Source organism: Kitasatospora sp. NPDC058492 (genome assembly GCF_042720685.1).
Classification (GTDB): Bacteria; Actinomycetota; Actinomycetes; order Streptomycetales; family Streptomycetaceae; genus Kitasatospora.
This window is the reverse complement of record NZ_JBHXMU010000036.1, coordinates 45,247-58,649: the sequence shown is the minus strand read 5'-3', so window position 1 is coordinate 58,649 and position 13,403 is coordinate 45,247. Positions and strand designations below refer to the sequence as shown.

Below are 13,403 nucleotides of genomic sequence, written 5' to 3'. Positions count from 1 at the left end.
CCGTACGAGAAGGGGCCCGCCGGTCGCGTACCGGCGGGCCCCTCGCGTGCTTCGGCTCAGACCGCGATCACCGTGATCAGCGCGGCCAGGCCGGCCAGCGTCGGCGCGATCACCCACCAGCACCACGCCACCTCGACCGGGCCGGCCGCGTCGGGGCGGCGGGCGTTGCGCTCGGCCATCTCCTGGAGCACGTTGGTCACCTGGTCGGACCAGGCGCGGGTCGGGTCGGGCGAGCCCTGCACCACCGGGTTGGTCTGGCGGCCGAACACCATCCCCATCCGGGAGGCGTGCTCGGCGCCGCCGCGCTGCTGGGCCCGGGTCGCCCGCTTGCGCTGCCGCAGCGACACCGGCACCGCCCACACCTGGTACTTCTTGCCCCCGGCCAGCAGCTCGACCGAGTACCCCGCGCGCAGCGCGTCCACCGAGGCCCACGGCGCGGTGATGGTCCGCCACGGGTTGCGCACCAGCAGCCGGCTGCTGTCCGCCAGCACCGCCGGGCGCAGCGTGTAGGCGATCACCGGGAAGGCGAACAGCGGTACCGCCGCGAGCGAGACGTACGGCGTCTTCCCCGTCCCGTTCAGCACCGCGTCGCCGATCAGCCAGGCGGCGACGGCCAGCAGCAGCACTCCGGAGATCACACCGGGGACAGAGCGGTACACGCGGTCCGCGTACGCGGGATCCCCGTCGGGGGCGGCGGAACCCTTGCGGGGCTTGCCGTGGGAATCGGTCATGCCGTCGATTCTGCCCCATGCCCCCCACGGAGAGGTCTCGGTCCGGCATCGAATGCCGCCCCCGGACCACCCGGTCGCCGGTCTCCGCGCCTCCCGCCCGTACACGCCCCCTGCCACCCCTCCGCCTCCCCTCCGCCTCCCCCGAGGTCTCGGTCCGGCCACGAAAGGCAGGCCCCCTAGCGGTCGACTACGCGCGTAGATATGCTGCTCTGGTGACTATGTCCACTGTTGCAGCCAATGCCCTCGGCGTTGCGGGCAGCGGCCTTCAGGACGTTGCGGCGTCCGAGGCCTCGCTCCGCCGCTTCCTGCACGGCCTGCCCGGCGTCGACCAGGTCGGCCTTGAGGCGCGTGCCGCCACCCTCGGTACCCGCTCGATCAAGACCACGGCGAAGGCGTACGCCATCGACCTGTCGATCTCGATGATCGACCTGACCACGCTGGAAGGCGCGGACACGGTCGGCAAGGTGCGCGCCCTGTGCGCCAAGGGCAGGACCCCCGACCCGACCGACCCGACCACCCCCCGCGTCGCCGCCATCTGCGTCTACCCGGACATGGTCGCCACCGCGAAGGACGCCCTGCGGGGCACCGACATCCAGGTCGCCTCGGTGGCCACCGCCTTCCCGGCCGGCCGCGCCGCCCTCCCGGTGAAGCTCGCCGACACCGCCGACGCGGTCGCCGCGGGCGCCGACGAGATCGACATGGTGATCGACCGGGGAGCCTTCCTCTCCGGCCGCTACTACGACGTCTTCAACGAGATCGTCGCCGTCAAGGAGGCGTGCAAGCGCCCGGACGGCACCAGCGCCCACCTCAAGGTGATCTTCGAGACCGGCGAGCTGCAGACGTACGACAACGTGCGCCGCGTCTCCTGGCTGGCGATGCTGGCCGGCGCCGACTTCATCAAGACCTCCACCGGCAAGGTCGCCGTCAACGCGACCCCGCCGGTCACCCTGCTGATGCTGGAGGCGGTCCGCGACTTCAAGGCGCAGACCGGCGTCCAGGTCGGCGTGAAGCCCGCCGGTGGGATCAAGACCACCAAGGACGCCATGAAGTACCTGGTGATGGTCAACGAGACCCTCGGCGACGACTGGCTGAGCCCGCACTGGTTCCGCTTCGGCGCCTCCAGCCTGCTCAACGACCTGCTGATGCAGCGCCAGAAGCTCACCACCGGACGCTACTCCGGCCCCGACTACGTGACGGTGGACTGATCACCATGGCCAAGAAGAAGAACATCGAGGAGCCCGTGAAGGCCTCCGGCCTCTTCGCCTACGCCCCGGCCCCGGAGTCCCCCGCCGCCGCGGGCGACATCGCCACCTCCTACGGCCACTTCATCGGCGGCGAGTTCGTCGACTCCTCCGGCAGCGAGGCCCTGAAGACGGTCAACCCGGCCACCGAGCAGGTGCTCGCCGAGTTCGCCCAGGGCACCGACGAGGACGTGGACCGCGCGGTCGCCGCCGCCCGCAAGGCCTTCGCCGACTGGTCGGCGCTGCCGGGCAGCGAGCGCGGCAAGTACCTGTTCCGGATCGCCCGGATCATCCAGGAGCGCAGCCGCGAGCTGGCCGTGCTGGAGTCGATCGACAACGGCAAGCCGATCCGCGAGACCCGCGACTTCGACATCCCGACCGTCGCCGCGTGGTTCTTCTACTACGCCGGCTGGGCGGACAAGCTGGACTACGCGGGCTTCGGCCCGAACCCGCGCCCGCTGGGCGTGGCCGGCCAGGTCATCCCGTGGAACTTCCCGCTGATGATGCTGGCGTGGAAGATCGCGCCCGCCCTGGCGACCGGCAACACCGTCGTCCTCAAGCCGGCCGAGACCACCCCGCTGACGGCCCTGCGCTTCGCCGAGATCTGCCGCCAGGCCGGTCTGCCGAAGGGCGTCGTCAACATCGTCACCGGCGACGGCCGCACCGGCGCCGCGCTCACCGCGCACCCGGACGTCAACAAGGTCGCCTTCACCGGCTCCACCCCGGTCGGCAAGGCGATCGCCAGGCAGCTGGCCGGCAGCCGCAAGAAGCTGTCGCTGGAACTGGGCGGCAAGGCCGCGAACATCGTCTTCGACGACGCGCCGATCGACCAGGCGGTCGAGGGCATCGTCAACGGCATCTTCTTCAACCAGGGCCACGTCTGCTGCGCGGGCTCGCGCCTGCTGGTCCAGGAGTCGATCCAGGACGAGCTGCTGGACGCCCTGAAGCGCCGGATGTCCACCCTGCGGGTCGGCGACCCGCTGGACAAGAACACCGACATCGGCGCCATCAACTCGGCCGCCCAGCTGGCCCGGATCACCGAGCTGACCGACGCCGGCGAGGCCGAGGGCGCGGACCGCTGGTCGCCCGAGTGCGAACTCCCGGGCACCGGCTTCTGGTTCAAGCCGACCCTGTTCACCGGCGTCAGCCAGGCCCACCGGATCGCCCAGGAGGAGATCTTCGGCCCGGTCCTGTCGGTGCTGACCTTCCGCACCCCCGACGAGGCGGTCGCGAAGGCCAACAACACCCCGTACGGCCTCTCCGCCGGCATCTGGACGGAGAAGGGCTCGCGCATCCTGTGGACGGCGAGCCGGCTCAAGGCCGGCGTGGTCTGGGCCAACACCTTCAACAAGTTCGACCCGACCTCGCCGTTCGGCGGCTACAAGGAGTCGGGTTACGGCCGCGAGGGTGGCCGCCACGGTCTGGAGGCCTACCTCGATGTCTGATGTCGCGACGCGTCTTGACGTCCTCAAGACCTACAAGCTGTACGTCGGCGGGAAGTTCCCGCGCTCCGAGAGCGGGCGGGTGTACGAGGTGACGGACGCCAAGGGCCAGTGGCTCGCCAACGCTCCGCTGGGCACCCGCAAGGACGCCCGCGACGCCGTCCTGGCCGCCCGCGCGGCGGTCAAGGGCTGGGCCGGCACCACCGCGTACAACCGCGGCCAGGTGCTGTACCGGGTGGCCGAGATGCTGCAGGGCCGCCGCGAGCAGTTCGCCGCCGAGGTCTCGGCCGCCGAGGGCATCGGCCCGAAGAAGGCCGCCGCGCTGGTGGACGCCGCGATCGACCGCTGGATCTGGTACGCGGGCTGGACGGACAAGGTCGCCCAGATCGCGGGCGGCGCCAACCCGGTCGCCGGCCCCTTCTTCAACCTCTCCACCCCGGAGCCGACCGGCGTGGTCGGGATCGTCGCCCCGCAGGCCGGGTACGGGCACTCGCTGCTCGGCCTGGTCTCGGTGATCGCCCCGGCGATCGCCACCGGCAACACGGTCGTGGTCGCGGCCGCCGCGGACGCCCCGCTGCCGGCCCTGTCGCTGGGCGAGGTGCTCGCCACCTCGGACGTCCCCGGCGGCGTGGTCAACATCATCTCGGGCAGGACCGCCGACATCGCGCCCACCCTGGCCTCGCACCAGGACGTCAACGCGGTGGACCTCACCGGCGCGATCGCCGCCGACGGCCCCGGCGCGGCGCAGGCGCTGGAAGCGGCCGCTGCGGATACCCTGAAGAGGGTGGTCCGTCCGGAGCTGGACCCGTTCGCCCAGGACTGGACCAATGCGCCCGGTACCGACCGGCTACTCTCGTTCCTGGAGACGAAGACGGTCTGGCACCCGATGGGGATCTGACCGCCCCGTCGACCACCGAGTAACAACTCCACAGACTGGCCGTCCCCAGTGCCCTCTCCCCCCCAGGGCCCGGACGGTCATTGGACGGACCCGCGCCTCTCCCCCCCTGGCGCGGGTCCGTCGCCTTTCCGTGCCGTTTCGACGCCGTTTCGCCGCCGTCCTGCGGCTCGCCGATCCGCGGGGCCCGCAGAAGGTGTGATCCGACGGGTTTCGGCATCGGGCCCGGATGCGTCAGACTGGTGTCCCGTGAGTGACGACCCGCTGAATCCTGTGCCGACGACCCACGCCCGGGTCGTCCTGCTGTCCGGCCCCTCCGGCTCCGGGAAGTCCTCGCTCGCCGAGCGCAGCGGGCTGCCGGTCCTGCAACTGGACGACTTCTACAAGGACGGGGACGACCCCACCCTGCCGCTGCTGCCCGACGGCGCGGTCGACTGGGACTCCCCGCTCGCCTGGCACCGCGACCAGGCGGTCGCCGCGATCCGCAGCCTGTACGAGACCGGCCGCGCCGACGTCCCGGTGTACTCGATCCCGGACAACGGCCGGATCGCCACCCGCGCCCTGGAGCTGGACGGCGCCCCCGCGTTCATCGCCGAGGGCATCTTCGCCGCCGAGATCACCGCCGAGTGCGCCGCCGAGGGCCTGCTCGGCGATGCCCTGTGCCTGCGCAACGGCGCGCTCACCACGGCCTGGCGCCGGCTGCGCCGGGACGTCCGGGAGGGCCGCAAGTCGCTGCCGGTGCTGCTGCGCCGCGGCTGGCGGCTGATGCGCGCCGAGCGGTCCATCGTCGGGCGGCAGGTCACCCTGGGCTCCCACCCGTGCGCCGGGGCCGAGGCCGAGCGCCGGATCCGTGCTGCGGCCGGGCGGCGGGAGCTGTCCTCCGTCTGAGCCGCCCTCCGTTGGGGCCGTGCTCCGTTTGAGCCGTCCTCCGTTGGGGCCGTCCTCCGTTTGAGCCGTCCTCCGTTGGGGCCGTCCTCCGTTCGGGTGGGCCGGCTCCGGGCGGGGGCTCGACGCGGAACGAAGACACGAAGAACGACGGGCCCGGTGCGTCTCCCCCGCACCGGGCCCGTCGCCTTCCCCGAACGGCCGTCGGGCTCCCCGTGTTCACCGCTCCCCCGAGCCGGCGTCCACGCACCGCGACCGTCCGCTACCCGTCCCCCGACGGGAGTTCCACTCCTTCGCGTCACCCGCGTCCGCGTCAGGCGACCAGCTCGCCGAACGCCCGGACGGTGTCGCCCGACTTGTTCAGGTGCTCGTCCTCGCGCAGCCGGCGCAGCGCCCGCCAGATGCTGCTCTTGACCGTGCCGACGCTGATCCCCAGCACGTCGGCGATCTCCGGGTCGGTCTTGCCCTCGTAGTACCGCAGCACCAGCATGGTGCGCTGGTTCTCCGGAAGCTTCGCCAGCGCCTGCCAGAGCACGGTGCGCAGCTCGGTGCCGCCCATCGCGTCGGTGTCGCCGGCCGTCTCCGGCAGCTCCTCGGTCGGGTACTCGTTGACCTTGCGGCGCCGCCAGGCGGAGATGTGCAGGTTGGTCATGGTGCGGCGGAGGTACCCGCCGACCGCGGCCTTGTCGGTGATCCGGCCCCAGGCCCGGTAGGTGCTGAAGAGCGCGCTCTGCAGCAGGTCCTCGGCCTCGTAGCGGTCACCGGTGAGGTGGTACGCCGTGGCGTACAGGGAGGCGCGGCGCTCACGCACGTACGCGGTGAACTCCGTGATGTGGTCCTCCGCGACGGCCGGGTGCTCCCCCTGCACGTCCGCCCGTCCCGCCTCGGTGGTGCGGGCCGCCGCCGGGTTCAGCTGCAGCAGCGTCGCACCGGCGGCCTCGCGGCCGGCCGACTCCCCCGAGCCGACCGTCCGCAGACCGTTCCCGCCGACGCCCCGGTTCCCCGCCGGAGCATCCTTGCCCTCGACGCGGACGGGGAGGATCCCCCGCAGCGTGAGGGTGTTGCCGGAGTCGGCCGCGTTCCCCACCCGGCCGATCCCGAACAGCTCCCCCGTCCTGGCGCCGCCGCTCACCCGGCGGGCGACAGGGTTTCCACCGGTGCTGTGCGCGCACCCCCGTACGGTCACGGCACCGGAGTTCTCGTCGGTCCTGACCTCGTACCGGGTCCGCGGGGCGGTGGCTGACGAACGCGCGGTGCGGACAGCCGGGTTGGTCCGGGTCTGAAGCATGGCGTTCATCGTGCGCCCCCTGGGTCGGTACGAGCGGTTCCTGTTGCCGCCTTCCAGCCGGCCGGGTTGGCCCGCTGTCCTGCGGCGACATGGAAAATCTTGCCCGCCGGTTGTGATGGCGCTGTCCGCCGACTGTCACAGGGGTGTCACAGGGGCGGGCCTTTCGTCCCGGTCCGCCTCCCTCCGTACCGGACGCCGGTAGTGCTCCTTCCGGTTCCCATACGGTCGGTGACCGGTCCTGGGGGTGATTCGACGCTTCGAGTGGGCCAAAATGGGGCCGTGCCTTTCCTCCTTCTGATCGAGGACGACGACGCCATCCGGACCGGCCTCGAACTCGCCCTCACCCGCCAGGGCCACCGTGTGGCCACCGCCGCCTCCGGCGAGGACGGTCTGAGGCTCTTCAAGGAGCAGCGGCCCGACCTGATCGTGCTGGACGTCATGCTGCCCGGAATCGACGGCTTCGAAGTCTGCCGCCGCATCCGCCGCACCGACCAGCTGCCGATCATCCTGCTGACCGCCCGTTCGGACGACATCGACGTGGTGGTCGGCCTGGAGTCCGGTGCCGACGACTACGTGGTCAAGCCGGTGCAGCCGCGGGTCCTGGACGCCCGGATCCGGGCCGTGCTGCGGCGCGGCGAGCGGGAGAGCTCCGACTCCTCCGCGTACGGCACCGTGGTGATCGACCGGGCGGCGATGACCGTCACCAAGGACGGGCAGGACCTCCAGCTCACCCCGACCGAGCTGCGGCTGCTCCTGGAGCTCAGCCGCCGCCCCGGCCAGGCGCTCTCCCGCCAGCAGCTGCTGCGGCTGGTCTGGGAGCACGACTACCTGGGTGACTCCCGTCTGGTGGACGCCTGCGTGCAGCGGCTGCGGGCGAAGGTCGAGGACGTGCCGTCCGCGCCGACCCTGATCCGCACCGTCCGCGGGGTGGGCTACCGGCTGGACCCGCCGGCCTGAGTGCCGCTCCCGTCCTCCTGTCTGCCGTCCTCCTGCTTGCCGCCCGCCCGATCCGCCTGGGCCGCCCGAAATTCCTGAACTCCCTGAACTCCCTGAACTTCCGTACGACGACAGGCTCTTGTGACTGATCATCAGACGACGGCCCGCCGCTTCGCCGCGGGCCCGTGGCGCAGGCTGCGCTCCCTGCGGGTACGGCTGATCGCGGTGTTCGCGGCGGTCGCGCTGCTCGCCGCCGTCTCGGCCTCCGGCATCGCCTACTGGCTCAACCGCGACGCGGTGCTCAAGCGCGCCCAGGACACCGCGCTCAACGACTTCCGGGTCTCGCTCAGCCGCAACGTCTCCGAGCTGCCGCTGAACGCGAGCTGCCCGGACCTGACCGCGCTCGCGTCCACCGTCGCCAGCTCCGGGCTGAGTTACGACGTGGTCGTGGCCGACCCGGCGCACCCGGAGTGCACGGCCTCCTCCGACCCGGGGCAGTTCACGCTGGCCGACGTCCCGGCGGCGCTGCAGTCCACCGTCGCCCGGCAGCGCGAGGTCACCGAGAACAACCCGTACCCGTACCACCTGTACTGGCAGCGGCAGAACCTGGCGGGCCAGCCGTTCCTGATCGGCGGCACCAAGGTGGTGCCGACCGGCCCGACGGCGTACATGTTCAAGTCGCTGGAGAACGAACGCAAGGACCTCAACACGCTGGGCTGGTCGCTGGCCATCGCCACGCTGCTCGCGCTGATCGGCTCGGCGCTGCTCGCCCAGGCCGCCTCGTCGACCGTGCTGCGGCCGGTCAAGCGGCTCGGCGACGCCGCCCGACGGCTCGGCCAGGGACACCTGGACACCCGGCTGGAGGTCGAGGGCGGGGACGAACTCGCAGACCTGGCACGGACGTTCAACCGGGCCGCGGAGTCGCTGCACGAGCAGGTCGAGGAGCTGAGCGCGCGCGAGGCGCAGAGCCGACGGTTCGTCGCCGACATGTCGCACGAGCTGCGCACGCCGCTGACCGCGATGACCGCCGTCACCGACATCCTGGAGGACGAGGCCGAGTCGCTGGACCCGATGATCGCGCCGGCCGTACGGCTCGTGGTCAGCGAGACGCGGCGGCTGTCCGACCTGGTGGAGAACCTGATGGAGGTGACCCGTTTCGACGCCGGCACCGCCAAGCTGGTCGCCGACGAGGTGGACATGGCCGACCTGATCATGTCCTGCATCGACGGCCGGGCCTGGTACGACGCCGTCGAACTGGACGCCCCGCGCGGCATCCTGGCCGTGGTCGACCCGCGCCGGCTCGACGTGGTCTTCGCCAACCTGATCGGCAACGCGCTCAAGCACGGCGGCTCCCCTGTGCGGGTCAAGGTCCGGCAGACCGCGGGCTCGGTCGTCATCGAGGTCTCCGACAGCGGCCCGGGCATCCCCGAGGACGTGCTGCCGCACGTCTTCGACCGGTTCTACAAGGCGGACCGGGGACGGGCCCGCTCGGAGGGCAGCGGCCTGGGGCTGTCGATCGCGATGGCCAACGCACAGATCCACGGGGGCACGATCACGGCGGCGAACGGGGAGGTCGGGGCGGTGTTCACGCTGACGCTGCCGCTGGCCCCGCCGCCTCCGCCGAACGAGGGCGAGACCGGTGACGGCCCCGTCGGCGACTCCGCCCAGGACAAGGACGCCACGTGACCGCCCCCACCCGCACCGCCCTGCGCCGCACCGCCGGCGCCCTGCTGCTGCTCGCGCTCGCCTCCGGCTGCGGCATCCGGCCGACCGCCGTCCCGGTGGACGCGGGCGCCCCGGCCAGCCGGACGGCCTGCCCGACCGCCCCGCACATACCGACCGCCCTGGCCACGCCGTCGGCGCCCACGCCGACCCCGCCGGCCCGCGGCGCCGCCAAGGCCGGTGTGAGCCCGAGCCCGTCGCCCACGGTGGTGCCCGCCACCCCGCCGGCCGACAACGTGTTCGGCGCGGTGCCGACCGCGGCACCCTGCCGGTAGCCCCGCCTGCCCGTCGTCCGTCTGCCTGTCTGCCTGTCGCCCCGCCCGTTCGGCCCCGGGGCGGCGGGCGACCGGGGGCGCGCCCCGGAATGTTCACGCCCGGGTGGAACCACCGCGCCACCGGCCCACGTCCTTCCCCCCGTGCAGCGAGATGGCACCAGGACACGCGACGAGCGTTCCGGCGCACGGACCAGGAACCGGCCGGCGACGGCCGTCCACCGTCCCCTTCGAACAGCCGGACTGGCGGGCCTGACCTGCCACCTGGCCCTCGTCCTCTGGCTGGTGGTGCTGAGGCCGCTGCCGGTTCCCTGGGTGTACGACACCAACCTGACGCCACTGGCCTCCCTCCGCTCCTCCACCGGCTGGCAGGTGGTCGGCGAATTCCTCCTGCTGGCCCCGCTCGGCGTGCTGCTCCCGCTGGCCGGCGGCCGACTGCGGGCCCCCTGGCTGCCGTCCTTCCTACGCACCACCGGCGCCTCCGCCCTGCTGGCGACCGGCCTGGAGTTCCTCTCCTCCTGGACACCCGGGCACGTCCTCAACGTCGACCACATACTGCTCGCCGTGATCGGGGTGGCCATCACCCACCTGGCCCTCGTCCCCGGCCTGCGGCGGCTGCTGCGCGACCGGCGGCCGCGGGTCCGGATGCCGGTGCCCGCGTCCGGAGCCGCGCCCGCGCCGAAGGTGACCACCCTGGTCGGCCCGCCGGTCGCGCGCGCCCGCGCCTACGCCGAGCCCACGCCCCCCACCCGCTGAGGCCCGCCCTCCCGCACCACGGCGAGTGCGTTCCCGCACTCGCCGCCGGGGCCGCAAAAGACCCGCAGCACCTCATAGTCAGTCATTTCCCACCCCGTCAATTGCCGTTCCGTCGGGGTGCGACGACTCCGCGATGAAAAGGCGACGCCGAATGTCGGCCGCCTCCGGTAACCTGCGCTGTCGCCCCAAAGGCTTCACCGTCTTATCCCCCGTCCCACAGGAATCCCCCCTTGAACAATCTCAATTTCAGCGCCGAGCCGCTTTTCTCCTGGTACGTCGTCGCGCTCGCGATCAGCGGTGCCGCCATGCTGGTCCTCGGAGCGGTCAATCCCGGTAGCGGCCTGAAGGTCGGCTGGCGAATCCTCAACGTCCTCGCCGGCCTCGGATTCCTGGGGTACGCCTACTACCTCGCGTTCGTCTTCGAGGGCGAAGAGTACAGAATCTTCCTCAAGGCGTTCATCCTCCCGATCGCGCTGATCGCCAGCTCCGTGAAGGCGATCGTCGAGCGCGGCAACGCCAAGAACCAGCAGCCGGCCCCGCAGGCGGCGCCGTACGACCAGCCCGTCCCGCCGCAGGGTGCGCCGTACGCTCCGCCGGCGCAGCCCGTGCCGGACAACCCGTACGCGCAGCCGGTGCCGCCGGCCGGGCAGTCCGGGCAGGCGCAGTAGCCGCCTGCTGATCCGCCGCCGGCGGGCGGGGGGCTCCGGTCCGTCCGGTGCCCCCCGCCCCGTCGGGGTCGGATGTCAGGGCGTCAGGCGGTGCAGGTCGCGCGGGAAGAGCGTGGTCCGGCGGATGTTGTCGGTGCCGGTGAGCCGCGCCGTCCAACGCTCCAGCCCGAGCGCGAACCCGCCGTGCGGCGGCATCCCGTGCGCGAAGGAGCGCAGGTAGCCCTCGTACGGCTGGACCGGCTCGCCCCGGGCCGCCAGCGCGGCCAGGTAGTCCTCGTGCCGGTGCAGCCGCTGGCCTCCGGTGACCAGTTCGAGCCCGCGGAAGAGCAGGTCGAAGCTGTTGGAGTACTCCGGGCGGCCCGGTTCCGGGTGGGTGTAGAAGGGCCGCTTGCGCATCGGGTAGCCGACCACGAACAGGAACTCGCTGCCGTGCTCGCGCAGCGCCCACTCGCTGAGCCACCGCTCGTGCGCCGGGGCGAGGTCCGGCTCGTCGACGCCCAACAGCCGCATCGCCTCGGCGAAGTGGAGCTGCGGGATCTCCGCCGGGACCTCGGGCAGCTTCACCTCCAGCAGGTCGACGGCGGCGCCGGCCCGCTCGGCCACCGAGGCGACCATCCCGGCGACCACCTCGCGCAGCACGGCCATCACCTCGCGGTGGTCGGTGATGAAGCCGAGTTCCGCGTCGAGGCTGGTGTACTGCGCCAAGTGCCGCGCGGTGTCGTGCGGTTCGGCCCGGAACACCGGCCCGGTCTCGTAGACCCGCTCGAACACCCCGACCATCGCCTGCTTGAAGAACTGCGGCGACTGCGCGAGGTAGGCGGGGCGGCCGAACCAGTCCAGCGCGAAGACGTTCGCCCCGGACTCGGTGGCCGAGGAGACCACCTTCGGGGTCTGGATCTCGGTGAAGCCCAGGCCGTCGAGGGTGGCCCGGAACCCGCCCACCGAGGCCGCGGTGATCCGGTGCAGGGCGGAAAGGCGCGGGTGGCGGAGGGTGACGGGGGCGCCGTCGAGGATCACCGGGAGGGCGGCCTCGACGGTCGGCCGGAACAGGCTGACCGGGGGCGCCTCGGCGAGGCTGGACAGGACCTCGACGGTGGGCGAGGTCAGCTCGACGCCGGCCGGCGCCTGCGGGTTGGCGGTGACGGTGCCACGGATCCGCAGGACGGTCTCCTCCGGCAGGTCGGGGCCCGCGCCGGTGGTGACCACCTGGGCCAGTCCGGAGCGGTCCCGGATCACCAGGAAGGTGACGGACTTGAGTGCGCGGCGGCGGTGCAGCCAGCCACTGATCTCTACGGATTCGCCGACGTGGCCGGGTAGTTCGGCGGCCAGGACACGGGTCGTCGGGTGGATCATCGCGGCCCTCCAGGGGCGTCGTGGTGATCCCTTCGGAGTGCGGGCGAGAAGGGCAACTCGCGGTGCCACCGCACTTTCACCGCCGCCCGCACGGGCGGCGGCCTCATTGCGGCCCGTTGACGGGGGCCGGCCGGCGGGGCATTTCCTCCCCGCACTCGGGAGTGTCTTCGCTCCGGGACGCAGGGCCGCCTTCACAGCTGCCGGCGGCTCTCTCGACCCACGGGGCCCGGAGGTACTCGTCTCCCTCGACGTGTTGCCGGAGAGGCTAGACCGGACCGCCGCCGGACCGCAACGGGCTTTCCCGCCGCCGCGCGGGCGCCACCTGGGGCGTCCGCCTCCGGGCGACCCTGAGACGGACCCCGACACCCGGCTACGCCTCACCGGCGAGTCGGCGGGGTGGCGAATCGACTGCCAGGTGGACGTTTCCGGGAGCGCGGTGGCGGAGAGTGGAAATTAAGCCCGCCGGATCGGCCGGATCGGGTGCCACGACACGGAGTTGACCCATGAGCGCCCGTCTCGCCCGTCCCCGTCACAACCGCGTCATCGCCGGCGTCTGCGCCGGGCTCGCCGAGCGCTACGGCGTGACGCCGTGGACCGTGCGACTGATCTTCCTGATCTCGATCATCCTGCCCGGGCTCCAGTGCCTGGTCTACCTGGCCCTCTGGGTGCTGCTCCCCCAGGAGCCGTAAGCCCGGGAGCCGCACGCCCGGCGCCGTCGCGCCGGGGCCGGTACGACGGCGGGCCGCCCGCTCCCGGGATCACCGGGGCGGACGGCCCGTCGCCGTGCCGGCGGCCAGGTCAGCCGGCCAGGCCCGGCAGCGGCAGGGTGTGGGTCAGCCCGCCGATGGGGGTCTTGTCGATGCCGGGGATGGTCGGGATGGCGCCACGCGTGGCGGCACCGGCCTCGGCGGCCGGGGCGGGCGCCGCCTGGCCGGCGGCCGGGGTGAGGGTGCCGAGCGTGCCGGTGACCTTGTCGCCGCCGGGCAGCTTGGCGGCGGTGTCGGTGACCGCGCCGGTCACCGCGGGGTTCGTGACCGCGCCGGTGGGCAGCCCGAGGCCGCCGGGCGCGGGGGCGGCGGCGGCGGTACCGGCGCCCACCGCCGCGATGGCGATGCCGAGCGCCGCGGTGCCGGCGGCCTTGAGAGCCTGCTTCATGGTTCGTCCCTTGGGTCGTCGTCGGTGGCCGACATCGGGACGGGGCGGACGGGCTACCG

The 13,403-nt window shown here is 72.8% G+C and carries 14 protein-coding genes and 1 pseudogene; 10 read left to right on the top strand and 5 right to left on the bottom strand.

Annotated elements, in window-relative coordinates; genetic code table 11:
* Nucleotides 1-56: 56 nt before the first annotated feature.
* Complete coding sequence (locus ACFWPI_RS23430) at nucleotides 57-731, bottom strand: PH domain-containing protein (protein WP_063349070.1); 675 nt, start codon at nucleotides 729-731, stop codon at nucleotides 57-59.
* A gap of 218 nt (nucleotides 732-949) precedes the next feature.
* On the opposite strand from ACFWPI_RS23430, the gene deoC reads away from it, so the two are divergent.
* From deoC to ACFWPI_RS23410, 4 genes are all read left to right on the top strand, one after another.
* On the top strand, nucleotides 950-1,936 hold the full coding sequence (gene deoC, locus ACFWPI_RS23425; RefSeq protein WP_079135833.1) for a deoxyribose-phosphate aldolase: 987 nt from the start codon (nucleotides 950-952) through the stop codon (nucleotides 1,934-1,936).
* Nucleotides 1,937-1,941: 5 nt separating this feature from the next.
* On the top strand, nucleotides 1,942-3,417 hold the full coding sequence (locus ACFWPI_RS23420; protein ID WP_063349068.1) for an aldehyde dehydrogenase family protein: 1,476 nt from the start codon (nucleotides 1,942-1,944) through the stop codon (nucleotides 3,415-3,417).
* Entirely contained in the window at nucleotides 3,410-4,312 is a 903-nt protein-coding gene (locus ACFWPI_RS23415; protein ID WP_380336034.1) for an aldehyde dehydrogenase family protein, read from the top strand. The genes ACFWPI_RS23420 and ACFWPI_RS23415 overlap by 8 nt, the downstream gene beginning before the upstream one ends.
* Before the next feature lie 246 nt (nucleotides 4,313-4,558).
* Nucleotides 4,559-5,197 carry an ATP-binding protein gene (locus tag ACFWPI_RS23410; RefSeq protein WP_380336031.1) on the top strand — a complete coding sequence of 213 codons (639 nt, stop codon included), beginning with the start codon at nucleotides 4,559-4,561 and terminating at the stop codon, nucleotides 5,195-5,197.
* Nucleotides 5,198-5,507: 310 nt separating this feature from the next.
* Here ACFWPI_RS23410 and ACFWPI_RS23405 read toward each other — a convergent pair whose 3' ends face one another.
* A complete protein-coding gene (locus ACFWPI_RS23405) occupies nucleotides 5,508-6,170 on the bottom strand; it encodes a SigE family RNA polymerase sigma factor (protein WP_380370286.1) in 663 nt (220 codons plus the stop codon).
* A 591-nt stretch (nucleotides 6,171-6,761) separates the two neighbouring features.
* On the opposite strand from ACFWPI_RS23405, the gene ACFWPI_RS23400 reads away from it, so the two are divergent.
* The 4 genes from ACFWPI_RS23400 to ACFWPI_RS23385 all read left to right on the top strand — a co-directional run bounded on the left by ACFWPI_RS23400 (nucleotide 6,762) and on the right by ACFWPI_RS23385 (nucleotide 10,168).
* Entirely contained in the window at nucleotides 6,762-7,439 is a 678-nt protein-coding gene (locus ACFWPI_RS23400) for a response regulator transcription factor (RefSeq protein ID WP_063349065.1), read from the top strand.
* A 120-nt stretch (nucleotides 7,440-7,559) separates the two neighbouring features.
* Nucleotides 7,560-9,104, top strand: coding sequence for an ATP-binding protein (locus tag ACFWPI_RS23395; protein ID WP_380370251.1), 1,545 nt, complete (start codon nucleotides 7,560-7,562; stop codon nucleotides 9,102-9,104).
* Nucleotides 9,101-9,415 carry a hypothetical protein gene (locus ACFWPI_RS23390; RefSeq protein WP_363369413.1) on the top strand — a complete coding sequence of 105 codons (315 nt, stop codon included), beginning with the start codon at nucleotides 9,101-9,103 and terminating at the stop codon, nucleotides 9,413-9,415. Before ACFWPI_RS23395 ends, ACFWPI_RS23390 begins: the two co-directional genes overlap by 4 nt.
* Before the next feature lie 141 nt (nucleotides 9,416-9,556).
* Nucleotides 9,557-10,168, top strand: coding sequence for a VanZ family protein (locus ACFWPI_RS23385; RefSeq protein ID WP_380370248.1), 612 nt, complete (start codon nucleotides 9,557-9,559; stop codon nucleotides 10,166-10,168).
* A 5-nt stretch (nucleotides 10,169-10,173) separates the two neighbouring features.
* Here the strand turns inward: ACFWPI_RS23385 and ACFWPI_RS23380 are convergent.
* Nucleotides 10,174-10,254: pseudogene (locus ACFWPI_RS23380) on the bottom strand (PhzF family phenazine biosynthesis protein); the annotation flags it as partial.
* A 144-nt stretch (nucleotides 10,255-10,398) separates the two neighbouring features.
* Here ACFWPI_RS23380 and ACFWPI_RS23375 point away from each other — a divergent pair.
* Nucleotides 10,399-10,836 carry a hypothetical protein gene (locus ACFWPI_RS23375; protein WP_380370246.1) on the top strand — a complete coding sequence of 146 codons (438 nt, stop codon included), beginning with the start codon at nucleotides 10,399-10,401 and terminating at the stop codon, nucleotides 10,834-10,836.
* A gap of 75 nt (nucleotides 10,837-10,911) precedes the next feature.
* Here the strand turns inward: ACFWPI_RS23375 and aspS are convergent, their stop codons facing one another.
* Nucleotides 10,912-12,189, bottom strand: a complete 1,278-nt coding sequence (gene aspS, locus ACFWPI_RS23370) for an aspartate--tRNA(Asn) ligase (protein ID WP_380370243.1) — start codon at nucleotides 12,187-12,189, stop codon at nucleotides 10,912-10,914.
* Between the two features lie 503 nt (nucleotides 12,190-12,692).
* Here aspS and ACFWPI_RS23365 point away from each other — a divergent pair.
* The gene (locus tag ACFWPI_RS23365) at nucleotides 12,693-12,878 is read left to right on the top strand and encodes a PspC domain-containing protein (protein WP_063349060.1); all 186 of its coding nucleotides are present in this window, start codon (nucleotides 12,693-12,695) and stop codon (nucleotides 12,876-12,878) included.
* Between the two features lie 109 nt (nucleotides 12,879-12,987).
* Here ACFWPI_RS23365 and ACFWPI_RS23360 read toward each other — a convergent pair whose 3' ends face one another.
* Entirely contained in the window at nucleotides 12,988-13,344 is a 357-nt protein-coding gene (locus tag ACFWPI_RS23360) for a hypothetical protein (protein WP_063349059.1), read from the bottom strand.
* Nucleotides 13,345-13,403: the final 59 nt, after the last annotated feature.

Excerpts from the sequence above, each read along its gene's own strand:
- ACFWPI_RS23430 (WP_063349070.1), bottom strand. The coding sequence starts at position 731 with ATGACCGATTCCCACGGCAAGCCCCGCAAGGGTTCCGCCGCCCCCGAC.
- deoC (WP_079135833.1), top strand. The coding sequence starts at position 950 with ATGTCCACTGTTGCAGCCAATGCCCTCGGCGTTGCGGGCAGCGGCCTT.
- ACFWPI_RS23420 (WP_063349068.1), top strand. The coding sequence starts at position 1,942 with ATGGCCAAGAAGAAGAACATCGAGGAGCCCGTGAAGGCCTCCGGCCTC.
- ACFWPI_RS23415 (WP_380336034.1), top strand. The coding sequence starts at position 3,410 with ATGTCTGATGTCGCGACGCGTCTTGACGTCCTCAAGACCTACAAGCTG.
- aspS (WP_380370243.1), bottom strand. The coding sequence starts at position 12,189 with ATGATCCACCCGACGACCCGTGTCCTGGCCGCCGAACTACCCGGCCAC.
- ACFWPI_RS23365 (WP_063349060.1), top strand. The coding sequence starts at position 12,693 with ATGAGCGCCCGTCTCGCCCGTCCCCGTCACAACCGCGTCATCGCCGGC.
- ACFWPI_RS23360 (WP_063349059.1), bottom strand. The coding sequence starts at position 13,344 with ATGAAGCAGGCTCTCAAGGCCGCCGGCACCGCGGCGCTCGGCATCGCC.